The 24,891-nt window shown below is 58.5% G+C and carries 13 protein-coding genes; all 13 read left to right on the forward strand.

Annotated features, from left to right (window positions below; all coding sequences use genetic code 11):
• Positions 1-684: 684 nt before the first annotated feature.
• The 13 genes from E0E29_RS05205 to E0E29_RS05270 all read left to right on the forward strand — a co-directional run bounded on the left by E0E29_RS05205 (position 685) and on the right by E0E29_RS05270 (position 24,889).
• On the forward strand, positions 685-10,389 hold the full coding sequence (locus E0E29_RS05205; protein WP_130848930.1) for an S-layer homology domain-containing protein: 9,705 nt from the start codon (positions 685-687) through the stop codon (positions 10,387-10,389).
• Between the two features lie 193 nt (positions 10,390-10,582).
• Positions 10,583-11,071: a homing endonuclease associated repeat-containing protein gene (locus E0E29_RS05210; RefSeq protein ID WP_130848931.1), complete on the forward strand. Its 489-nt coding sequence runs from the start codon at positions 10,583-10,585 to the stop codon at positions 11,069-11,071.
• A 155-nt stretch (positions 11,072-11,226) separates the two neighbouring features.
• Complete coding sequence (locus E0E29_RS05215) at positions 11,227-12,735, forward strand: S-layer homology domain-containing protein (RefSeq protein ID WP_242622375.1); 1,509 nt, start codon at positions 11,227-11,229, stop codon at positions 12,733-12,735.
• Positions 12,736-12,762: 27 nt separating this feature from the next.
• Positions 12,763-13,071, forward strand: a complete 309-nt coding sequence (locus E0E29_RS05220; protein WP_242622403.1) for a hypothetical protein — start codon at positions 12,763-12,765, stop codon at positions 13,069-13,071.
• A complete protein-coding gene (locus tag E0E29_RS05225) occupies positions 13,068-14,024 on the forward strand; it encodes a DUF4430 domain-containing protein (RefSeq protein WP_130848934.1) in 957 nt (318 codons plus the stop codon). The genes E0E29_RS05220 and E0E29_RS05225 overlap by 4 nt, the downstream gene beginning before the upstream one ends.
• A 94-nt stretch (positions 14,025-14,118) precedes the next feature.
• Positions 14,119-14,580, forward strand: coding sequence for a DUF2284 domain-containing protein (locus tag E0E29_RS05230; protein WP_207303564.1), 462 nt, complete (start codon positions 14,119-14,121; stop codon positions 14,578-14,580).
• A gap of 327 nt (positions 14,581-14,907) precedes the next feature.
• Positions 14,908-15,750 carry an energy-coupling factor transporter transmembrane component T gene (locus tag E0E29_RS05235; protein WP_423202434.1) on the forward strand — a complete coding sequence of 281 codons (843 nt, stop codon included), beginning with the start codon at positions 14,908-14,910 and terminating at the stop codon, positions 15,748-15,750.
• A complete protein-coding gene (locus E0E29_RS05240; RefSeq protein WP_242622376.1) occupies positions 15,747-16,733 on the forward strand; it encodes a TIM barrel protein in 987 nt (328 codons plus the stop codon). The genes E0E29_RS05235 and E0E29_RS05240 overlap by 4 nt, the downstream gene beginning before the upstream one ends.
• 4 nt (positions 16,734-16,737) lie before the next feature.
• Positions 16,738-19,386, forward strand: a complete 2,649-nt coding sequence (locus tag E0E29_RS05245; protein ID WP_130849092.1) for an ATP-binding cassette domain-containing protein — start codon at positions 16,738-16,740, stop codon at positions 19,384-19,386.
• 551 nt (positions 19,387-19,937) lie between these two features.
• Positions 19,938-20,921 carry a GGDEF domain-containing protein gene (locus E0E29_RS05255; RefSeq protein ID WP_130848938.1) on the forward strand — a complete coding sequence of 328 codons (984 nt, stop codon included), beginning with the start codon at positions 19,938-19,940 and terminating at the stop codon, positions 20,919-20,921.
• A gap of 58 nt (positions 20,922-20,979) precedes the next feature.
• Positions 20,980-22,347 (forward strand): GGDEF domain-containing protein, encoded by a 1,368-nt coding sequence (locus E0E29_RS05260; protein ID WP_130848939.1) that lies wholly within the window; start codon positions 20,980-20,982, stop codon positions 22,345-22,347.
• Positions 22,348-22,856: 509 nt separating this feature from the next.
• A complete protein-coding gene (locus E0E29_RS05265) occupies positions 22,857-24,323 on the forward strand; it encodes an anthranilate synthase component I family protein (RefSeq protein ID WP_130848940.1) in 1,467 nt (488 codons plus the stop codon).
• Positions 24,320-24,889, forward strand: coding sequence for an anthranilate synthase component II (locus tag E0E29_RS05270; protein ID WP_130848941.1), 570 nt, complete (start codon positions 24,320-24,322; stop codon positions 24,887-24,889). The genes E0E29_RS05265 and E0E29_RS05270 overlap by 4 nt, the downstream gene beginning before the upstream one ends.
• The last annotated feature ends 2 nt before the right edge of the window (positions 24,890-24,891 follow it).

The raw sequence follows: 24,891 nt of genomic DNA on the forward strand, positions 1-24,891 counted from the left end.
CAAATCATCAACTGCCATGTCGAGGACAGTTTAGTAGAAACGAACGCAAATCTAATGGCAAAATCAGGAGCCATCTGTGGCAATGATAATGGTGGGAAAATCATAAACTGCTACAGCATAAATAATATCATAACTGAACTGAATAACAAATATCAAATTGGCGGCATTTGTGGCTATAGCAAGGGAACTATCGAAAACTGTTACGTTGTAAATACTCCTCTTACTACGACCTCTAAAAACGCAGTGCAATCTATTTGTGGAGCCTCAACATCTGCAACCGTAATAAATTGTTACTATTCTGTTGAGGGTAAGTCAGATAATAAAGCTACTGCGAAAACCGATGAATGGTTTAAAAGTGATGATGCAATCGTTGCGTTGGGCAGCAAGTATTTTGCAAAAGACACAGAGAATATAAATGATGGATATCCTATCCTTACATTTGCAAAATACGGTGTGGACAAAGAGCTTTTGGAGCAGGCGCTGTCAGAGGCCCTTCCAGCACAGGAAAACTATTACACAGAAGATGACCGATGGAACGGGGTGGAAACGAGTATAAACGGATTTTGGGCGGATATGTATGCAATTATTCAACCCGCTCGAGATGTTTTTGATAGTGAAAATGCAACTCAAGGTGATATAGATAATGCTGTCGCTTACTTGACTTCTGAGGAAACAAAAGCGACTTTGCAGGCTGCAACTGATAAGCTGATTCCCACCACCCAGGTCAACGCCACCAGGCTCTACGAGGCAGTGCAGGCCTACCAGAAGCTGAAGGAGTCGGACTACACCGCCGCCTCATGGGCGGAGGGGGAACGCCTGTACGGCAAAATGGTGACGCTGCTGGACAGCCTGTTTGATGAGGAGGGCAACGCCACTGAGGCCAATACGGCATACAGGCAGGACGAAGCGGACGCCCTGGTGGATCAGGTTTACGCGTCGAACTCGTACCGCTGGACAAAAGTCCTGGTCGAGCAGGGGCTCTACGATGAGTACTACACCGTCTATGAGGCGCGCAGGCAGGAGGCACAGAACCTGCTGAACGCCTATGACCCGGCGCGGCTGACGGAAAGCGACTATACCCCGGAGTCCTGGAGCGCGTACACGGCGGCCTACGGCACCCTAGCGGAGGACATGGAGCACAAATTTGCCGGCGGGACCCGGGCGGACTACGGTATGCTGGCCCTCTTTGAGCCGCATCTCGATGCCCTGATCGACGCCCGGCTCCAGCTGGCCAGCAGCGGGGACGTCACCTGCTCCTTCACCTATGTGAACAACCTGATCGCCCGCTACCCGGACTTCCGGGAGGGGGGGACGGCGCTCTATGAGGAGCTGTCCATGACCCTGGCGGCGGGGAGCACCACCGTATCGGCGGCGCTGGAACAGGCCGGGATCACCTACCGAGAGGCCCACGACAACACCCTACCGGCCGGTGCCACCAACGACAGCGACACCGACGCCCTGCTGGCCATTTACCTCAACGGCGAGTGGGTGGCGTCCTCCTATGCAAAGGATCTGGAAAAAACGGATATCCAGATCCCGAACGGCGCCAAGGTGCTGGTGGTGCGCTACGCGCTCCCAGCTGAGCAGATGGAGGCATCCACCGGCGAGACCACCTCGGAGTGGAGCACCTATCCGTCGAACAGCACCACCGACTATTCGGACAGCTTTGCCCTGATCAAAATCAAGGGGCCGGCGGGGCAAGTGGCTGTGGGCGACAAGGCGGCCTTCACTGGAACGGTCACCGGTGCGTCTTACAGCCATCTGGGTGAGGATTTCGGCGGAGAAGGGCTGACCCTTTTCGTCAGCGAGCCCAGTGAAACAGAGACGCTCTCCGTCCCCGCCAAGCAGAGCACGGCGGTCACCGGGGCGGACGGTTCCCTGGAGTACGTCTTCACCAAGCCCGGCTGGTACACCGTGGCCCTCTTTGACTTAAACGAGGATGTGCTCACCTCCACCGACATCTTCCAGGAGACCACCATCGGAACCTATCCCTCCCTCTACGTCGGCGGCTTTATGACGCTCTATGTGGCGGAGGCGGAGGTCGGGGCGGATCTGGTGGAGCAGTACCGGACGGAAAAGGCGGCGGAGGCGGAGGCCTTCTTCAGCCAGTACCACGACTACGACTTCGCGGCCGGGTACTATGAGGAGACCTTTGTGCCGCTGTACAACACCCTGAAAACCAACCTGGCGGCGGCTACAGACTTTGCCGGACTGATGGATCAGTACGATGTGGACTATGCAGCCCTGCGGGCCGCGGCGTCCGCCGCCGTGAACCACACCGCAATCCTCGCCGCTCTGCGGGCGGATCTGGCTTTGATCCCCAGCGGCCTGTCCGGCATGGACGAGACCTACAAGACCCTGGTTGCCGGTATCCAGACGGCCTATGCCGCCCTGAACGACTACCAGAAGTCCCTGCTGACACCCAACGAGACCAGCAAGCTGGAGCAGATCGCGGCCCTGGACACGGACAGCCTGACCAAGCTGGCCAACGTGACGGTGACCTTCTATAAGCCAGGGGAAACCGAATATCCCTTCGCCACGATCCAGGGGACCTTCAGCGGCAACGGCGGAGCGGCCCTATATAACTGGCCCAACTGGAACTGGACCTCCCACCAAAAGCCCAATGGCACCATTCCGGATCCCAACTGGGGCGATGCCCGGCCATACGCAGAAAGCATGGCAGCCAAGGCTGGGGACTATGTCTACGTCCGGCTCTATCTGAATACGACGGAGCAACAGTACTGGCCCATGTGGTCGGTGGATAACGGGACGACCTGGGAACTGTTTGAGCCGGCGGTCTACGGCGGCGTGAGCGGCTACTACCTGGCCACCTGGCAGGTTCCCGAGGACGCCGCCGAGGGCAGCAGCTACCACATCAGCCTGAAAATGGTCTCCCGGACGGAGTACGAGGAATTCCTACGCACCGGGGACACCGAGGGACTGGAGCAAAGCAAGGAGACAGCCATTGCCGCTCTGAAGGCCGAGTATCAGCAATACCGCGCAGACAGTTCACTTCCTGCTGCCACATTAGTAAAGATCGAAGAGGCAATGACGGCGGGGATCGAGGCAGTCAAGGCGGCTCAGACCAACACTGAGGTCGCGGAGGCCCGGAAGGCCGCCCTCAGCGCCATGGCTTTGGCCGCAGGGAATACTGAGGATGTGGGCGAGGTCAGCTACGACTCCGGCGAGACAGTGGGACGAGTCCATGTGATCATGGAGAACACGACCTATGCCCAGGGTGCTTTTTATGGCCCGGGTTCCATCGCGGATGGCTGGTACACACTGGGTAAGAACGACTCCATGATGACCGTGGTGCTCAAGGTCCTGGAGAGCCAGGGCTATACCTGGACTGGTACCGGCGGCACAACTGCAAGCGGCTACGACATCACCTATCTGTCCAGTGTGTCCAAAGACGGCCAGACCCTGGCGGAAAAGCAGGGCGGTACTGCCGCCGGCTGGATGGGGACCCTCAATGATTGGTTTACCAACCTGGGATTCCATGCCTTTACCTATGCAAACGGCGGGCTGGAAGACGGCGACGAGATCCACATCGTATTCTCTCTGAACGCCGGCGAGGATCTGGGCGGTACCTGGAACAACAATGATACCCGCCTGGCGGCACTGGAGATCACGAGTGGCACACTGGCGCCCGCCTTCTCCCGCGACGTCACTGACTACCTGCTGGTCGTCCCCGATGGATATACGACGCTTCGGGTAGAGCCGGAGGCGGTCAATAAAAACTTCCAGACCCGTATTTTCCTGAACAGCTATGACAAGGACAGCGCCCGCTACAAGAGTGGCGAGACCATCTCGGTCACCTCCGGCGATGCGCTCTATGTGGGCGTGGGCGAGCGCGGCTGGCCCACCATGAACACCGGCAACCGGGGCACCAAGTATACTATTCAGGTGGCTACCCTTGCAGATGCGATCAGCTCCCTGCCTCAGGACAGTCAGGTGACCCAGAGCAATTACAAAGCGTACGGCCAGACGGCTACCATCCTGGAAGCCGCGGTCTCCACCAGCGGGTATCAGGGTGACACCACAAAGCTGAAAATGCTGCGGGCACGGGTGACCTTCTTTGAAGAGATCGCCGAGGTAGAGCGCCTGATCAGCACCCTTCCGGCCCTGGAAACCATTCAGGCTGCTCCGGGTGACTGGCGCGAAACAGTGAACCAAGCCAATGACGCTTATAAAAAATTGTCTGTTGCACAGCAGGCATACCTGGTCAGCGCCGATGTGAACAAGCTGAACCAGGCCGTGGAGGCCGTGGGCGGTGAGCAGGGCGGTGAAGATCTGGAAGCCGTGCGGACTTTCAACGACAAGGTGGACGCCATTGGTACCTTGGTCACGGTGGAGAGCGAGAACGTCATCAACGCGGCCAAAGCGGCCTATGGATCGCTGACGGAGACGCAAAAGACCCTAGTGGCAGAGCGATACAACACCCTCTGCAATGCGGAAGCCGCATTGGCGGTGGTAAAGCAGATCGCAGCCATCGGTGAGGTCACCCTGGAGAGCGAAACGGCCATCACCGAGGCGCGCTCCGCCTATACAGCTTATACCGGACAGTTCCCCGAGAAGGACATGGTCTCCAACCTGAGCGAGCTGGAGGCTGCCGAAGCTGCGCTGGAGGCCCTTCAGGGCGGCGGACAGGACACCTCCGGTTATCGGGAGGCCCTGGACAAAGTTCTGAGCTATCTGGCGGAGACCGTCTCCAGTCCAATCGTCGGGTCGACCAACGGCGAGTGGGCCGTGTTGGCCCAGGCCAGAGCCGGTGCGCTGGATAGCACTACCCAGACCAATTACCTGGCCAATCTGCGGACGTATGTGCAGCAGTGGGGTGGAAAGCTGGATCAGTCAGCTGACCAGACCCTGCACACCGAGTACTCCCGGGTCGTCCTGGCCCTGACCTCTCTGGGGGAGGACGCGGAGCACTTCCAGGTGGGCGACGTCACCTACGATCTGGTGGTACCCCTGCTCGAGGCGTCCAAAAACACGGGCGGCAGCTATGCCTATCAGGTCTCGGAGCAGGGCAACAACGGTACCATCTGGGCCCTCATTGCCTTGGATTCCGACAACTACCGGGATGACCCCGAGGGCAACGAAGCCCGGGCGGCATGGATCGACCTGCTCATCGAGAAGCAGCAATCCGACGGCAACTGGCCCATTTACAACCCGGACCAGGTGGACACTGGGAGCGGAAGCGAGCTGGGTGGCGTGGATGTCTGCGCCATGGCGGTGCAGGCCCTTGCTCCCTACTACCTCAACGAGAGCCGGTTTGCGGCACTGGACACGGTGCATACCTATAATGATCTCAAGAAAACCGTGGACGATGCGGTGGCCTTCCTCTCCACCTCTCAGAACAGCACCGGAGGCTACGGAAGCGCCGAATCCAGCGCCCAGGTCATCGTGGCCCTGGCCGCTCTGGGCAGAGACGCTGCCACCGACAGCGCCTTTACCAAGAACAGCATCAGCGTCCTGGCGGATCTGCTGAGCTACCAGCAGGAGGATGGCGGCTTCAGCCATGCGACTGGCGGCACCAACCAGATGGCCTCTGAGCAGGCGGCCTATGCCCTGGTGGCTTATGACCGCTACAAAAACAACAAGAATTCCCTGTACGACATGACCGATGTGTTCCCCAGCCAGCCCGGCGACACGCACACGATCCATGCCGAGGCAGGGGCAGGCGGAAGTATCGACCCGTCCGGCGCAGTTACCGTCGAAAACGGCGAGGATGTGACCTTTACTATCACCCCGGATGCAGGCCATCAGATCGCGGACATCCAGGTGGACGGGAACTCGGTGTGGGCCGGAGGCAGCACTGCCCAGAACGGGATGGATATTATCTCCGACAGCGATCTCATCAAGGAGACCGAGGCCGCGGAGACCTGCGCGGATGGGACGCATATCGGTGAAACAGTCGTCATCGGCCGGAGGACGGCCACCTGTACAGAGCCGGGCTACACCGGAGATACCATCTGCGGAAGCTGCGGCGAAGTGCTGGAGAGCGGTGTGGAGACCAGCTTGGCAGCCCACCAGTACACGAGCGGCTGGCAGTCGGACGCCACAGGCCATTGGCACATCTGCCTGGTCTGCGGAGAAAAGAGCGCTGTGGAGCCCCACGTATTTGAAAACGGGGAGAGCTCTGCCCTTTCGGAGACAGGGCCCGAGGGAGGGCCTGTAGTCCCGGAGACCGGCGAGACCACAGATCCTGAGTCTGACGGCGGGGAGACCGTGCCGGAGACCGGTGGCGAAGAAGAGACTACCCCGGGCACCGGAGACGGGGTGACGATCCCCAAGGCCGGTGACAACACGGCTCCAGAGTCCGAGAACAGCGGCACAGAAACCAGTTCTCAGGACGAAGGATCTACACCTGAAGAAACAGACGGACAGAAGGAGGCTGATGACCAGACAGGTGGAGAAGAAACGGATTCCGAGATAAGCGGCGACGCGCAGACCAAGCCCGCTGAGGGCAGCAACGCCGAGGAAACAGAGGACGAGACCGCCCCGACAGAAACCAATGATGAAACCGAGGAATGCCCTGCAGAATCTACAAACCCGGAGGACAGCCTGCTCAGCCTTGCCGGTATCCACCCAATGCTGCTCATGAACATGGGCAGCGGGCTGACCCCGGTGGATGCAGCAGCCCCCGCTACGGAGGATGCGGTCTGCCAGGTGTGCGGCTACAACGAGACAGTGGGCGGCACCGCCCCCTGTGACCATCACGGCGGCACGGCCACCTGCACGGCCCTGGCGGTCTGCCAGGACTGCGGGCTGTCCTATGGCGGCTATGCGGAGCACAGCTTCACCCAGATGGCCCACAGCGGCGGGATGCACTGGGCTGTGTGTGCAGACTGCGGCCTGGAGGGTGTGTCTACTTTGGCCCCCCATAGCTGGGAGCTAGATGCGGCAGCCTCCACGGAGACGATCGCCGTCTATGTGTGCCCGGACTGCGGTGCGGAGCGTACGGAGACTTCTGCAGAGGCTGTCCCCACGGAAGAGAGCCAGCAGCTCTCCAATGCTGCGGGCAAAAGTCAGACATACACGCTGGAAAACGTCACAGGCGATCATACCGTCTTTGTCACCTTTGAGGCCCTCACCCCTGTGATCGAGCAGGAGGTCACTACTGAAGGGGACACACAGACGGCAACGATCACAGAGAACGCGATCAGCGAGGCGGTCAAGGCGGTGAAGGAGACAAGCGCCGACACCATCACCGTCATCCCGGCAGAGGTCAGCCCCAGCACCCGCGCGGTGAGCGTGGTGCTCCCCGCCGGTTCGGCAAAGTCCATCGCCGAGGCAGCTGCGGGCCTTGCCGTCCAGACGCCCAAGGGCAATGTCACACTGTCTGAGGAAGTCCTGAGCAGTATCCAGGACCCTGGAGAGCTGATCATCCGTGTGGAGGAGACATCCATTCTTACGGTGGCAGAGCAGCTTCCCACCGGCACAGACCTGACCAACAGCACCGCGGTGGAAGTCACCATTACAGTGGGTGGCCAGGAGCTGACCACCTTCGGTGGGCATGGTCTGACCGTTATGATCCCAGTGGGCAGCAACTTCACGCTTGGCCAGCAGTATGACGTCCTGGTCATCAGCGACAATGGTACGGTGGAGACCTTGACTGGCCGGTGCGTCATCTCAGATGGCCAGCGCTATGTGACAGTTAGCGTAGATCATCTGAGCACCTTCGTTGTCTTGGCGGATGCCATGGAAGAGATCTACACCATCACGGCTACGGCCGGTGCTGGCGGCAGGATCGAGCCCGCGGGTAAGACCGAGGTAACGGCCGGCGGCAGCCAGACGTACTATATCACGCCTGATGAGGGCTATGTGGTAGATGACGTTCTGGTGGACTGGAGATCTGTGGGTGCGGTGGATTCTTACACCTTCCGCAAGGTGGATGCGGATCATGAGATCCGTGCGACCTTCCGGCGGGGAACGGAGATCCCGGACTTCGGCCCGGTCATCGGTTCGGTTTATATCAGCGTTGAGAACAACACCTACAGCGGTGGAGACTTCCGCGGCACCCTGGTGTCCGGCTGGTATGATCTGTGCGCACGGGACACCATGATGACCGGCGTGCTCAAGGCCCTGGCTCTGGACGGCTACTCCTGGTGGGGAACCGGCGCCAGCGACACCGGCGGCTATGACATCACCTATCTCTCCGGCATCTATGTGGACGAGAACAGGAATGGCCGCAAGGACAGCAGCGAGCCCAGCTTGGCTGAGTTCGATGGCGCTAGGGGAGCCGGCTGGATGGGCACCCTCAACGACTGGTTCGTCAACGAGGGCTTACAGTCCTTCCGGGCCAATGGCAGCGGCAACTATGAGCTGGGTGACGGCGATTACCTGAACATCGTCTACACCTGCAACTTGGGCGCGGATGTAGGAAGCCTCTGGGGCAACACAGATACAAGCCTGGATGACCTACGCATCAGCGGAGGGACACTTACACCGCGCTTTGACGGCGACACCCTGGAATATACCCTGAGCATCTCCGGCAAGAGCGCACGGGTCACGGTGACCCCCACCGCCATCAACAAGAACTATCTGGTCAAGACATTCCTGAACCACTACAACCGCGACTCCGCCTATTACAAGCGGACGCAGAGCATCACTGTGAAGCCTGGTGACGTCCTCTACATCGGCGTGGGCGAGCCCTCCTGGCCCTCCATGAACAATCAGGGCTCGGATGCGGTCAACTACACGGCGACCCGCTACACCATAACAGTGGTCAGCAACAACAGTGCGGAAGCGGTCATTAAGATGATCGAGTCTTTGCCGGAAATCACCTATGCCAACTACAAAACGCAGGCTGCAAAGGTAGCGGCTGCACGAGCCGCCTATCATGCGCTGAGCAGTGATTCCAAGGCAAAGGTGAGCCGGACGCTTCTGGACAAACTGGAGGAAGCAGAGGCAAAAGTAAAATTCTATGAACAGATCGACGACGTGAAAGAGCTGCTGAGGGCTTTGCCCAAGGTGGATCGGGGCAGCACGCCCAGTACGCGTCTGATTCAGCAGGTAAAGGAGGCGGCGGCAGCTTATAAAAATCTGAACGAGGAACAGAAAACGTATATCACTGCGGAAGATGCCGAGCGGTACGAAGCCCTGCGGCTTTGGCTGATTGAAACCGGAGCAGTAAAGCCCGACGAACTGCCGGTCATTGATGGCAATTTTGTCATGCCTGAGCTGGACGGGATTGAGATTCTTTTGGAACCCAAGGCGACCGTGGACAGCAATGGGAAGGCCGTTGCCACCGTGACATCTGCGGAGTTCAATACCCTTCTGGAGGAGGCTGTGGAGGCCGGCGCTACTCTAATCGTTATCGCACCCACCGGTGCGGAGCGGGCGACCGACATCTCCGTGGAGCTGCCCCGAAGGGCGCTCAGCGGCGTGATCGACGAGACGGATGCCGGACTGGCCGTTCGCACACACCTTGGTGAAACGAATATTCCCAACAGTACTCTAGCAAAGATCCTGGAAGAGGCGAACGGGCAGGATTTGACTGTCCGTATGGAGGAGCATCCATCTTCCGAAGCCAGAACCCTTCTGGCGAACAAAGCGGATATCCCAGCAGACCGCCTGGAGGATGCCAGTGTCACTGAAGTGACCATCACTTCCGGCAGTAAATCCATCACCAGCTTCGGCGGACGCGCTATTACCCTGCTCCTGCCTGTGAGTGAAAGCCTGTTCCAGACCGGTGAACGCTGTGTCGTGTACCAGATCAGTGAAAGCGGCGCGGTGGATGAGCAGACAGGACTGTGCAGGAGACAGAACAACCAACTTTGGGTAGAGGTCACAACAACATACCTGAGCACCTTTGTAGCTGTCCCGCCCATCCGGCTGCCATTCACTGATGTGAAAGAAAGTGACTGGTTCTATGACGCGGTGGTCTATGCCTATATCAATGAGCTTTTCAACGGTACCAGCGCCACCACCTTCTCGCCCAATGATACCATGACCCGCGCCATGCTGGTGACGGTGCTTTGGCGAATGGAGGGTGGACCCACGATGAACAGCACCAAGCCCTTTAACGATGTGGTAGCGGGAAACTGGTATACCAACGCAGTGGTATGGGCCAGTGGCTCCGGGATTGTCAACGGCACCAGCGCCACGACCTTTGATCCAGACGGCAGCGTGACCCGTGAGCAGATCGCTGCGATCCTGTACCGCTATGCCAAAACCAAGGGCTGGGATGTCAGCAGTGCATCCGGGCTGGGCGGTTTCCCGGACAGTGAGCAAGTCTCCGATTGGGCGGCCCGGGCTATTGAGTGGACTTATGCGGAAGGACTGATCACCGGCAAGGATGGCGGCCGTTTGGATCCTCAGGGCCAGGCAAGCCGCGCTGAAGTGGCAACGATCCTGATGCGCTTTCTGGAAAGTCGTTCCTGACGAATCCAGGGGCGCAAAAGCGGAAATCATGACAAAAAAGTGCGTGAAATTCGCCGCAGGCTTACCCCTCCCGTAACAGCCGGGGAATCACAGGATCTGGCTGTGCGGGATGGGTACGGCCAGGAAAAAGCAAGCGCGGGAGCCCATCCGACGGATGGGCTCCCGCTTGTCCTTGATGGAGGGTGAGCAGAAGATGAGATCCAGAGAGATTATCCGGCTGAAACAGGCCCTGTCACAGACAGCGGCGGAGGAGAGCGGGAAAACAGAGGATGCAGGATGGATGGAACCATCGCAGTGGATCATGTTCATGGGCAAACAGGCTCGAGGGGAGCTGTATGCGGCCTTCTCCAATGAAGAACTGTTATCTATTCTTCGGGAGACAGCAGAGCGTCTGGGACATAATCCCAGCAAAAAAGAGGTGTTTTGCGTCTACCGTGTATTTTTGATCGAGCGGTTCGGTAACTGGCCGAAGGCGTTGGTGGCTGCAGGCCTGAAGAAACCACGTAAGGAGCGGCGAGAGGCCAACCGGCGCCGGGAGATTGAGGCAATGAAGCGAAACACAAAATGGAAACAGTCCTTGATGCGGTGTGAGGAATGGCCGCATGGAAAAGGAACACAGGAGACAAATACATTGGCGGGAGATATTGCTGCCACAATCAGCATGGAAGGAGGAGCGGGATGAAACGAATCTGGAAAAGATGCGCCGCCGCACTTATGACACTGTCAATGGCAATAGGGATGAGTGTGCCGGCCCATGCCGCCGTGACGAATAGTGAGGTAGCTGCGGCTGTCCAAGACACGGCAAAATATGTTTATACTATGGTTCAGGATCCCCAGGTGGGATCCATCGGCGGCGAGTGGGCAGTTCTAGGTCTGGCACGGAGCGGCTATGAGGTGCCGGACAGCTATTATCAGGACTATTACGCCACAGTAGAGGAGTATGTGGAGGCGTGTGACGGTGTACTCCACGACAAAAAGTACACGGAGTACTCCAGAGTCATTGTGGCGCTGAGCGCCATTGGAAAGGATGCCCGGGATGTGGCAGGCTATGACCTGACAAAGCCGCTGGGGGATTATGAAAAGACCATCTGGCAGGGGCTTAACGGCCCTATCTGGGCCCTCATCGCCCTGGACAGCGCGAGCTACCCCATGCCGAAGAACCTTGAGGCGGAGACCCAGGCCACCCGACAGATGTATATTGACCGCATATTGGAGTGCCAGCTTCCAGATGGCGGGTGGAGCCTGTTCGGCGGGACAGAATCTGAAACGGCCAGCGACGGCACAGCGGATCCGGACATCACAGGCATGGCGCTCCAGGCCCTGGCCAAGTATCAGGATCAGCCCGCGGTGGCCCAGGCCACCCAGGAGGCGCTGGCCTGTATGTCCGAGCAGCAGAGCGATGACGGAGGTTTTTCCTCTTGGGGAACCGCCAATGCGGAAAGCTGCGTTCAAATGATCATTGCCCTGTGTGAGCTGGGAATTGACCTGGATGACCCCCGGTTTGTAAAGAATGGAAACACCATGCTGGACAATCTGATGACCTTCTACCGCAAGGGGGAGGGCTTCCTGCACACCCAGTCGGGCTCCGGCTCCAACCAGATGGCTACAGAACAGGGCTTCTACGGTCTGGTGGCCGCCCAGCGGGCGGCAGAGGGGAACAGCAGTCTCTACCGCATGTCTGATGCGCTTTCGATCCCCGATGCCGTGGAGACGGAGACGGCCAAAGGGCAGGGCCTGGAAGGCAAGGATCCTGCCGTGACCGCCCAGCCCATCACATCGCCGGGCAAGACCTTCCCGGATATCGTGTTCAGCGACCAGATCACAGCCATCGAGGCCCTGGCCGCTCGGGGTATCATTGATGGCAAGTCAGATGGCAATTTTGATCCTACAGGAAGCATGACACGGGCGGAGTTTGCAACCATCGTGGTGCGGGCTCTTGGACTAACGCCGGTGGATACCGGCGCCTTTGTGGATGTGGATTCCACTGCCTGGTACGCCTCCTATGTGGGGGCCGCCAGCACATACGCCCTCATCAACGGCGTGGGTGAGGGGCGGTTCAACCCGGATGGAACCATCACCCGGCAGGAGGCCGCCGTCATGGTGTCCCGCGCGGCACAACTGTGTGGATTGGAAACGGAAATGGATACGGCTGCAGTGCGGAATATGCTGGCCCAGTTCCCAGACTACATGACCTCCGCCGAATGGGCCAGAGCCCAACTTGCCTTCTGCTACCAAGAGGGAATTTTAAGCCAAACAGAGTTGAACATCCGACCTCAGGATGCCGTGACCCGGGCGGAGGTGGCCCAGATGCTTTTCAACCTTTTAAGTAGTGCCGATCTATTGTAAACTGAGAAGGGGGCGTACACGACCGTGATGAATCGGAACTGGTTTCAGAACAGAGACCATGTGGCGTACTGTAACGAGGCAGAGATTATTCCTCGTCTTTCCAGGGAACTGGGAATCAGCGATCTGGGGCAGCGGGTGGCGGCTTTCCGTGAGCACCCTGCCCCGGAGGGGGAGAACATCAGAGGGTGCAAGCGCACCACTCTCAAGCTGATGATCCCCAATCTGGTGTTTTCCGAACCCATCGACATGGGAGAGAACGTATGGATTTACATGGGTGATCTGTGCCCGGCTTATTGCCTGTATACGCCGTGGAAAAATGGTGAGGCGGCCAAATGAAGCTGACAAAAGGGAAGCTCATTGCCGCGCTGATCATTGTAGCCGTCCTTGCGGCGGCCTTCTGGTATGGCGGCAATGCGCCGGGGCTCCAGGGCTGGACGGTACGAGGGCAGGAGAGCGGCGCAGTCCTGGAGGCCTCACCGTCCGCTTCTGGAGCAGATGAGGCCGAAGTGTTTGAAGAGAAACCTGGCGGGGAGGCGGAAAAGTCCCCGCAGGCAGAGAGCAGCAACCCAATATGTTCTGAGCCACCACGGGCGAGTGAACCGGCTAACACCCCCGAGCCATCCCCCACGCCCGGCGGGCTGGATACCCGCCCAGGCGGCACAGAGGGAGGGATGACTGCCCAGGAAAAAGTGGAGGCCGCCGCTGAGCTGGCGGGAGGTTCCTCCGCCGGCGTGGAGCAGGGAGACAAGGAGTACTCGGAAGCCAACGGCATGGTCATCGATCCGGAGACGGGGAAGGATCGCTATCTTACCGACCCTGTGCCGGAGGGGAAACCCCTGCCGGTGGAGCCCCAGGATGTGGAATTCTCCGATGTGACCCACACCTGTACCCTCTCGGTGAGGTGCGATACCATACTGGAAAACATAAACTGGCTGAATCCAGAAAAAGTGGAATTGGTACCGGAGGACGGTGTCATCTTCCCTGCCACAGAGGTCACCTTTTACGAAGGGGAGAGTGTCTTCAACGTACTTCAACGGGAGATGCGGAAGGCTGGTATCCACATGGAGTTTGTGGATACACCTATGTACAATTCTGCCTATATCGAGGGAATCAACAACCTTTACGAGTTTGACTGCGGCGAGTTGTCCGGTTGGATGTACAAGGTCAATGACTGGTTCCCTAACTACGGTTGCTCCCGCTATCAGCTCCAGCCTGGTGATGTAGTGGAGTGGGTGTACACCTGCGATTTGGGAATTGACGTGGGAGGCTATTACGCTGCCAGTGGATAAAGATGTTCAGAGAGGAAGACGCTCTATGCCATATTCTGTCGAGGCATTGGAACAGGAAGTGTCTGTAAGCAGGTATCTCAAGGAGTGTGTGGATGTGGAACAGTTTCTGGGATACTGCCAGGCTTGTGAAAACTACGGAAAGCGATGGCCCTGCCCGCCATATGCTTTCCAGCCGCGGCAACTTTGGAAACAATATAAACGTCTGCACCTATTTGCCCGCATACTCTGTCCTTCATCGGACGAGACACTCACCGGATTGCTGAAAGGGATGCGAGCGGAAAAGGAAAAGCTGATGACCGAGCTCTTGGTTCTGGAGCGCAGAAAGCCCGGTGATCTGGCTTTGTCTGCTGGCAGTTGTGCCCTGTGCGGTGACGACTGCACGCGTCCGCACGGGGCACGGTGCCGACATCCAGAGAAAATGCGCCAATCCATTGAGGCTCTTGGCGGCGATGTTGAGAAGACGATGGAGCTGTATTTTCACCGCCCCATCGTCTGGGTAAAAAATGGGGAGGTTCCAAGCTACCTTACCCTCGTTGGCGGGCTTCTGCTGAAGTGAGTTGCCTGTCGGACACGTCAGGCTCCAGAAAAAGAGACGCTATGAACACGGGCAAACCGATATATATGCTGGGGCGAAAGCAGCGGAAGATTCACTTGCTTGGAAAACGGCATTAAGGACAGCTATGGCTATATTGCCGGCTGCTTCCAGAAAATTTCCAGTGAGATGGCCCGGTGAGAGCGGGAGGAGACGCAGTCCGGGCAGTAAACTTCATGCTCATGGGTACGGCGGTCTGCTGCGTCCCATAAGGGGGGATGTTCTATTCAAAACAGAGATACATTTTCCAGCTGCCATCCAGCCATCAATTTTCTCTATTTTGCGCTGGTCATTGGCTTCTCCATGTTTTTAATGCACCCGGTTTGCCTGGCCGTTTCCCTGGCTGCTTCATTGGCTTACGCAATCTATCTGAATGGCCGAAAGACTGTCCGTTTTTCTGTGCTGGTGATGCTCCCCATGATGGCGGTAGCCGCATTGGTTAATCCCGCCTTCAACCATGAGGGGGCGACCCTGTTGCTCTACCTCCCCTCGGGGAATCCGCTGACTCTGGAGAGTATCCTGTATGGGTTGGCTGCAGCGACCATGCTGGCAGCGGTGATCACTTGGTTCTCCTGTTATACGGCGGTGATGACCTCGGATAAGTTTGTCTACCTCTTCGGACGGGTCATTCCGGCCCTCAGCCTGGTGTTGAGCATGGCCCTGCGCTTCGTGCCCAAATTCCAAACTCAGTTCAAAGTGGTGTCTGAGGCACAGCAGTGCATAGGGCGGGATATTCATAATGGCGGGGTGATCCAGCGGTTGCGGAATGCGGTCACAACATTTTCTATTATGCTTACCTGGAGCCTTGAAAACGCCATTGAAACAGCAGACAGTATGAAGAGCCGCGGATACGGCCTGCCTGGCCGAACAGCGTTCTCCATTTATCGGTTTGACAGCCGGGACAGAGCTGTGCTGGGGTGGCTTGTGTATTGCGGAGTCTTTCTTTGCTGCGGTGCGGCAACGGGCGCCTTTACCTGGCGATATTACCCTACAGCAAAAGGCGCACCCTGGACGCCGCTGACGGTCTGCCTCCATCTGATTTATTTAGCTGCGTGCCTAACGCCGCTTATTTTAGATGTGTGGGAAGAAAGAAAATGGCGAAGGCTGTATGGAGAGAAGAAGGGGATATCTTGAAACAGACGATGAGCCTCCCTCTCTATTCCGGGAGTTTTATTGAATATCATGGCTGGGATGACATGCGTAGGGAACTGGCTCGGTTGGGATGTGACGGACTGGAGGGCGTATGGAGCGGCGAGGCTTTTCCTCCAGATTTACCCTCCGAACTGATAATTGGCTACCACTTGCTGTTCTATCCGGACTGGCTGGATTTTTACCGGGACAACAAAGCGATGCTCGTACGAAAATTTGGTGCCTTAAATACTGTTGAGTGTTTTTATGGAGGGTTGGACCCGGAAATTTTACTGAAACAGTATCAACAGGATTTGGAACGGGCAGCTTCCTTGAATGCAGAATATGTGGTGTTTCATGTCTCTGATGTCTCTATTGAAGAAGGCTATACCTACCGCTGGCTTCACAGTAACCAAGAGGTCATCGACACAGCAACAGAGATCATCAATTTAATTTTAGGGGAACGAGATTGGCCCTTCGTATTCCTGGTAGAGAATCAGTGGTGGCCGGGCTTCACCTTTACCAACCCGGAGGAGACTGCCCGACTGATAGGAGGGATTCGTTATCCCAAGAAGGGGATCATGCTGGACACCGGCCATCTCATGAACACAAACACCTCCCTGCGCACGCAAAGAGAAGGAGCGGCCTACCTGCGGAAAATGCTGGATACCCACGGTTCCCTGTGCAGATATATTCAGGGGGTACACCTCCACCAATCATTAAGCGGGCCCTATGTGACAGCATGCACTGGCAAACTTCCAACAGACTTGCCGAGAGACTACCTGGAGCGATTTGCTGTAAACTACAGCCACATCCTTCGGATTGACCAGCACCTGCCATGGACGGATCCGGCGATCCTCCCGGTACTGGAACGCATTGAGCCGCATTGGCTGACTCATGAGCTCTCTTCCCGGAATCGGAGGGCCCGTGCTGCGGCAGTGATGGCGCAGACGACATTATTGAGGGGAGGAGGATTGGCTTGTGGCTGAAGTGATGGAAGAAAGCATAAAAATAGAGCACCTGTCCTTCTCATATCCGGAGCAGGAGCGTTTGGCCTTGGATGACTTAAATCTGACCATCAAGCAAGGAGAGTTCTTAGTTTTGTGCGGGCCCTCTGGCTGTGGGAAATCCACCCTGCTGCGGCAACTCAAGACGGTCTTGACGCCTCATGGCCAGCGGACGGGCCTTATATGGTTCCGGGGTCAGCCTTTGGACACGTTGGATCAGCGGCTCCAAAGTTCTGCAATTGGCTTTGTGCAGCAGTCCCCGGAGAATCAGATTGTCACGGACAAGGTCTGGCATGAGCTGGCCTTTGGACTGGAGAGCCTGGGGTACGATACCCCAACCATCCGGCGGCGGGTGGCGGAGATGGCCTCCTTCTTCGGGATCGAGGGGTGGTTTTACAAAAATGTCACTGAGCTCTCCGGCGGCCAGAAGCAGCTGTTGAACCTGGCCTCCATTATGGCCATGCAGCCGGATATCCTCATTCTGGATGAGCCCACCAGCCAGCTGGATCCCATCGCTGCCGGGGACTTTATCGCCACCCTGGGAAAGATCAACCGGGAGCTGGGCACGACCATCCTGCTGACGGAGCACCGGCTGGAGGAAGCATTCCCCTTAGCCAGCAAGGTGGTGGTGATGGATGCGGGGAAACTCCTCTGCGCCGGTTCTCCCCAGGAAGTGGGCGTGGCCCTGAAACAGAGCGGACACGCCATGTTCCTGGCCATGCCGACGGCTATGCGGGTCTGGGCGTCGGTGGAAAACGATGCGCCCTGCCCCGTTACCGTGCGGGAGGGCCGCAGGTGGCTGACGGACTATGCGGGGAGGCATTCCCTGAAGCCACTGCCGGAGATGGCGGTGCCATCAGGATCGGGTGAGGCGGCGCTGACCGCCGAGGAGCTGTGGTTCAAGTATGAGAAGGATGGGCCGGACGTAGTGCGAGGGCTGGAGCTCTCCGTCCGAAAGGGGGAGTTCCTGGCGCTCCTGGGAGGCAACGGCACTGGCAAGACCACCAGCCTGAAGCTGCTCTCCGGCCTGCTGACGCCCTACCGGGGACAGGTGCAGATCCATGGCAGCCTTGGCATCCTGCCCCAGAACCCCCAGGCTCTCTTCGTAAAAAAGACGGTGCGGGAGGATCTTTTTGAGATCTTTCAGGGGAAACAGATCCCCCGGCAGATCCAAGAAGGACGGGTGGCCCATGTGACCGCCCTGTGCCGCCTGGGCCCGCTGCTGGATCGCCACCCCTACGACTTGTCCGGCGGCGAGCAGCAGAGGGCGGCCCTGGCCAAGGTGCTGCTGCTGGATCCGGATATCCTGCTGATGGATGAGCCCACCAAGGGACTGGACGCGGAGTTCAAACAGGCTTTTGCGGAGATCCTGCGGGTGTTGTTCCGGCGGGGTGTGACCGTCCTCATGGTCAGCCACGACATCGAGTTCTGCGCCAGATATGCCCACCGCTGCGCCCTCTTCTTTGACGGAAGTGTGGTCACGGAGGGCCGGCCCCGGGACTTCTTCTCCGGTAACAGCTTCTACACGACCTCTGCCAACCGGATGGCCCGGGGCCTTCTGCCCCGGGCGGTGACGCCGGAGGACGTAATGGTCGCCTGCGGCGGGGCCCTGTCTCTGGAACCAGCGCTGCCGGAGGACATTCCACCCCTGCCGGAGCCGGAGGAAAACAGCCCGGCGGCCAGGCCCCGGAAGCTCCCCTGGTGGCGGAAACTGCTGGCTGCGGCATCCGGACTTACGGTGTCGGTGCTGTTTTTGAAGGTGCTGGGCGTTACGGATCTGACTGCCTTAGTAACCCAGGAGGGCGCCACCGCCCTGGCGGAGGATCAACTGCGGCTCTATGGCCTGATGATCGCCGCAATGTTCGTTTTTGCCCTCTCCATTACCCGGCGCGCTCATCGGCCAGAGTATCTGGTGCAGACGCCAAAGGAGAAGCGGAAGCTGACAAAACGCACCCTGGCAGCCACGGTGCTGATCCTGCTGCTGATCCCGCTGACCCTGTATGTGGGCGTGTTCTACTTGGATAACAAAAAATACTACTTTATCTCTCTGATGGTGCTGTTGGAGTGTATGCTCCCCTTTTTCCTGATCTTCGAGGGCCGGAAGCCCCAGGCCAGGGAGTTAGTTATCATCGCGGTGCTGTGCGCCATTGGGATTGCTGGGCGGGCGGCGCTCTTTATGCTGCCCCAGTTCAAGCCGGTGATGGCCATGACCATTATCGCCGGTGTGGCCTTCGGCGGCGAGACAGGTTTTCTGGCGGGGGCCATGAGCATGCTTGTGTCCAATGTGCTCTTTGGGCAGGGGCCGATGACGCCCTGGCAGATGTTCGCCATGGGCATCATCGGCTTCCTGGCCGGAGTGCTCTTCCGCAAGGGGTGGCTGCGGCGGAGCCGCGGGTCCCTGAGCGTGTTCGGTGCGTTGTGCGCCATCCTGATCTATGGCGGGATCATGAATCCGGCATCTGCCCTTACCTGGTTGGGAGAACTCAATGGTAAGATCCTTCTGACATACTATATTTCGGGCTTCCCCTTCGACTGTATCCAGGCCGCTGCCACCTGGCTGTTCCTTTTCTTCGGCGCCGAGCCTATGCTGGAGAAACTGGATCGAATCAAAGTAAAGTATGGCCTGGTGGAATAGGGAGCTTAAGGGGGAACCATCAGCAAGTATCAGCCCATTGAGGAATCTGGGTAATCTGGTGGAGATACGGATTACCCTATGCTGCCTGTACTAGGGGAAGCACGCCATTGCTTGGCTTCTTTATATCAAAAACCCGGTTCGTGTTTGACGAACCGGGTTTTTGGCTGACTCAGGGCCGGTATAGCCACAGGGAACTGTCAGCTGAAATGTCTGCGCTGCTGGTATGGCTCTCGCCATAGAGGGAGGACGGAGTTGAGCCAAGACTGCTCGGGATACCATACGCCCCATCTCCGTTCGGGTTTAACCTCGTATGGAATGGGAATGACCATATGTATATGAACCATGGCGACGCAATGGTTGTCTGCCTCGCTGCGGAAAATCCGCACATAAGTCTGGGCATCCTCCGGCTTGCCGGGCTCCACGGACTCATACCACAGGATCACAGCACCGAACCGGTACTCCTCCAGTAAAATACAGCGTTTTTTCACGGCTTCCGGTATGCGGATATTCTCTCCTCCATCGACGCCGTCAGCGACGTTGGAGCGGCGGCGGTGCTCAGCAGCGACGGGCGGGTCGTGGCCTCCACCAGGAACCACCAGACCCAGGGCTTTTACGATGTGGATGGGTCGGCCTATCTGGGGGAAGAATTGAGCGACAAATTTATGCAGGCGCTGTCCCAAAACGAGACTCAGTTTTTTCCGTTTGAGCTGGACGGTCTGCCTCTGTATGCCTGTGTCATGCCCATGGATGTGTGCTCGGATAAAATCGTGATCGTAGACACCGACAAGGGCGTCAGCGATGCTGTTTCGGGCGTGGTGGATTACGCGCATGTCATTGGAGTTATGTTTGGCGTGGTGTCACTGCTGTTTGCGGCCGCGGTGCTCTACATCAACCGCTGCTACCATCGCCAGCTGCTCCAGGTGGTGTACCATGACCGGCTGACCGGAGCGTACAACCGGGACAAATTCCTCCGAATTCTGGAGCAGAATTGGAGGAAAAACCAGGAATACACCGTAATATCCGCCAATATACGAAAATTTAAGTACATAAACGAGCTGCTTAGCCCAGCCCGGTCCGACCAGGTGCTCAGGGATATCTGCGCGGTCCTGAATGGACAGATGGAGCAGGGAGAGTTTTTCTGCCGGGATACGGCGGATACTTTTGTGCTGGCCCTGAGAACGCTGGACCAGGAGGACGTGCGCGCCCGGCTGGAGCGTATATTCCTGGAGATCAACCAAAGCTGCAAGAGCGTCCCGCCCAACTACCCCATCGCTTTCTACTGCGGCTGTGCCTCCACGGTGGACTGCTCTGATAAAGGCCGAAGCGAGGAACTGGTGAGCCATGTGATGCTGGCCCTCAGCTACGGGCAGGGCTACTATTATAGTAGGCCGATCCCAGCGGCGGAATTTACAAAGGCATTTTTGAAGCCCTGCGCCCCGCACGCCCAGCCGTGGAGCGATCCCGACGGCAAGAGGGAGGACGGGAAAAAGGCATTGGGACTGTGGCGGAACGTATCCCGGACCAGGACCGGTTAAGCGGTAGAGCCACTGCTGAGGTACGCGCCGCGTGCTGCTTATCTGAGGGGGTGTGCATGTGAACGCCAACAGACACTTGCAGTTGGGACAGCGCGATTGTGATTGCCACTACTGGGATCAAACAGACAAATGGATTGTGTCCGGTCACTGGATCATTGAGATGGAGGAGGGCCAACCGGCCCGTATGTACTGCGACGACACCGCGCTGATCGCCCTGGGGGTCGCTCCGGGTACATCTCCCGAGAAATGCTACACCATGTGGCAGGAGAATATTTTTTCCTCTCACGTTGCGGAGATGCAGCGGCATATCTGTGCAATTATGGCGGGAGAACAGGGAGACATCACATATCCCTGGAAAAGCCCCACCGGCAGCACCATGTATCTGCGCAGCATCGGAGTACGGGATATGAGTTACCAGAAAGGGGTCCGGCTGGTGGGGACCTTTCAGGATGCCACCAGTGTGGTTTTCAGCGAACAGATCAGCCGGCACGCCTATCTGAAGTCTGACTTTCTGCTCCAGATCCTGGCGGATACCTTTGAGGCCGTGCATGTGATCCAGTTTGACAAAGGCTGCGTCATGCCGGTCCGCGCTGTCATGCCGCTCTTCTGGAAGGAGTCCGGACTGGACATTGCGCGTTATCTCGGGCTTTTGCCCAGCTTTGTCCCGCCCAAGGACTGCGAAGCCATCGAGAAGTGCGTTGCGCAGCGCAGGGCGCTGGACAAGAATGGGAATTTCGTGACCAGATGTTCGTGGAATTTCAAGGGCAGCGCCATAGAGAAAGACCGCTGGTATAACGTCCTCATCAGTTTGGACCCCAATGTCAGCAAAGACGACATGATCATCGCGTTCCGCGATATTTCCGAGGTGGAAAACAACAAGCACGCCGTCAGTACCCTGAGACACACATCAGAGATCGACGGCCTGACAAAGGTGTTCAACCGCACTGCCATTGAGCAGAAGATAAATGCGCATATTTCGGAGAACACGGACGAGACCAGTCTGGTCCTGCTGCTTGACCTGGACAATTTCAAGGCGGTCAACGATATGTTCGGCCACATAGAGGGGGATAACCTCCTCATCGAAACGGCGGAAAAGCTGGAGCATTTCTGCCGCAGCACGGATAAGGTGGGCAGGCTGGGCGGCGATGAGTTCATTATCTTCCTGCGCTCGGTGAAAGAGAAGGACATTGACCCGCTGGTCTCACGGATCATTGAGCAGCTGAGGAAAAAGTACAGCAACCCTGAAGACGATTTTGAGGTGACCGCGTCCATCGGCATCGCGCATTACCCCAGGGACGGAGCCTCTTTTTCCGAGCTTTACCACTGTGCGGATATTGCACTGTACGACGCAAAGCGCAGGGGCAAAAACCGCTACTCACGCTACCGGGACATGAGTCCGGGGAAAAACGGGTGCCAGCCGGTCTGACGCCAAAATGCCGCTGCTGTACCGGAAGAAGAGCCCTTGCCCCAAGAACGATTCGCCGGCGCATGGAGGTCCTGCTGACGGGACGCTTCGGCTTGGGGTGAACCCCCACACGCCCTGTTGATTTTTTTCTTGACAACAGGGGGGCGGGGTGGTATAGTAGGACAAAACTTAATAACCTAAACCGTTGAAGCGGAGATAACGGCAACGATGCCTTTACAGAGAGCCTGTGATGCTGAGAGTCAGGCAAGAAACACGTTGTCAAATGGACCGCTGAGGGCGCGGGGAAATGTGGGGCTCCACAGAGTATTCTGCGACGTTGCAGGCAGACGTCATTTGCCGGGGATATGTTGGTATCCTGCTAAGTGCACGGGTCATGCCGTGAATCAAGGTGGCACCGCGGATAATGTGTTTATTCGTCCTTGACAGATCGTATCTTTCTGTCAGGGGCGATTTTTTTGCGCCTCCGGCAGAAAGGCCGGAGGCGTATTTTTTATTTGGAGGTGCACACCATGCAGATTCGCCCCACACTGGACCAGGTCAGGGAGATGGCTGCCGGCGGCGCATATCGCGTGCTGCCGGTGAGCTGCGAGCTCCTGTCCGATTTCACCACGCCCATCGAGGTCCTGCGGACCCTGAAGCGCGTATCCACCCACTGTTACCTGCTGGAATCGGCGGCCGGCCACGAGAGCTGGGGACGCTATACCTTCCTGGGCTTTGACCCCAAGCTGGAGATCACCTGCATGGGCGGTGAGATGAGGGTCGGGAGCCTCCGTTTCCCCACGGAGCGCCCCGCCGACTGTCTGCGTCAGATCCTGGCCGACCACAAAAGCCCCCGGCTGGACCACCTCCCGCCCTTCACCGGCGGCCTGGTGGGGTACTTCTCCTACGACTACCTGGGGTACAGCGAGCCGTCGGTCCGCACGGAGGTGGAGGACACCGAGGCCTTCCGGGACCTGGACCTGATGCTCTTCGACAAGGTCATCGCCTTCGACCACCTGCGGCAAAAAATCGTCCTCATGGTCAACATGTCCCTGGACGAGCCGGAGACCGGCTACCACAAGGCGGTGCTGGAGCTGGAGCAACTGGCCGAGCTGCTGCGGAAGGGGGAGAAGAAGCGGGAGCCCGCCGGGCGTCTGCTGGGGGAGGTGACGCCCCTCTTTGACCGGGCGCAGTTCTGCGGCATGGTGGAGCGGGCCAAGGGCCACATCCGGGAGGGGGACATCTTCCAGATCGTCCTCTCCAACCGCTTGTCCGCCCCCTTCGAGGGCAGCCTTCTCGACACCTACCGGGTGCTGCGGACCCTCAATCCCTCCCCCTACATGTTCTACTTCTCCGGCACCGACGTGGAGGTGGCGGGGGCCTCCCCTGAGACCCTGGTGAAGCTGGAGGACGGGGTGCTCCACACCTTCCCCCTGGCGGGCACCCGACCCAGAGGCAAGAACTCGGAGGAGGACGGGGCGCTGGAGGTGGAGCTGCTCTCCGACGAGAAGGAGCTGGCCGAGCACAACATGCTGGTGGACCTGGGGCGCAACGACCTGGGCAAGGTCAGCCAATTCGGCACCGTCCGGGTGGAGCAGTTCCACACCGTTGAGCGGTTCTCCCACGTTATGCACATCGGCTCCACGGTACGGGGGGAGCTGCGGGCGGACAAGGACGCCCTGGACGCCATCGAGGCGGTGCTGCCCGCCGGGACCCTCTCCGGCGCGCCCAAGCTCCGGGCCTGCCAGCTCATCGCAGAGCTGGAGAACAACAAGCGGGGCATCTACGGCGGGGCCATCGGCTACATCGACTTCACCGGAAATATGGATACCTGCATCGCCATCCGCATTGCCTACCAGAAGAACGGCAGGGTGTTCGTCCGCAGCGGGGCGGGCATCGTGGCCGACTCGGAGCCGGAAAAGGAGTACCAGGAGTGCATCAACAAGGCCCAGGCGGTGGTCAGCGCCCTGAAGCTGGCCGGGGAGGTAGACCTATGATCCTGCTCATTGATAACTACGACAGCTTTTCCTACAACCTCTTCCAGATGGTGGGGGAGCTGAACCCGGATATCCGGGTCATCCGCAACGACCAGTGTACGGTGGAGGAGATCGGGGCCATGCGCCCCGACCGCATCATCCTCTCCCCCGGGCCGGGCAGGCCGGAGGACGCGGGGATTACCATGGAGACGGTCACCGCCCTGGGGCGGGACATCCCCATCCTGGGTGTCTGTCTGGGGCACCAGGCCATCTGCGCCGCCTTCGGCGCGACGATAACCTACGCCAAAGCGCTGATGCACGGCAAGCAGTCGGAGGTCCGGTTCGACCGGGACTGCCCCCTCTTCCAGGGCTGCCCGGAGACCGCCCCCGTGGCCCGGTATCACTCCCTGGCCGCCGAAGCGGACACCATCCCGGCGTGCCTGAAGGTGACCGGGCGCACCGCCGACGGCGAGGTGATGGCGGTGCAGCACACCGTCCATCCCATTTACGGCGTGCAGTTCCACCCGGAGTCCATTTTGACGCCCGACGGGAAAACCATGCTGCGAAACTTCATAAAGGGGATGTAAGC

The organism is Intestinimonas timonensis, from assembly GCF_900626145.1.
In the GTDB taxonomy this organism is placed as follows: Bacteria; Bacillota; Clostridia; order Oscillospirales; family Oscillospiraceae; genus Intestinimonas; species Intestinimonas aquisgranensis.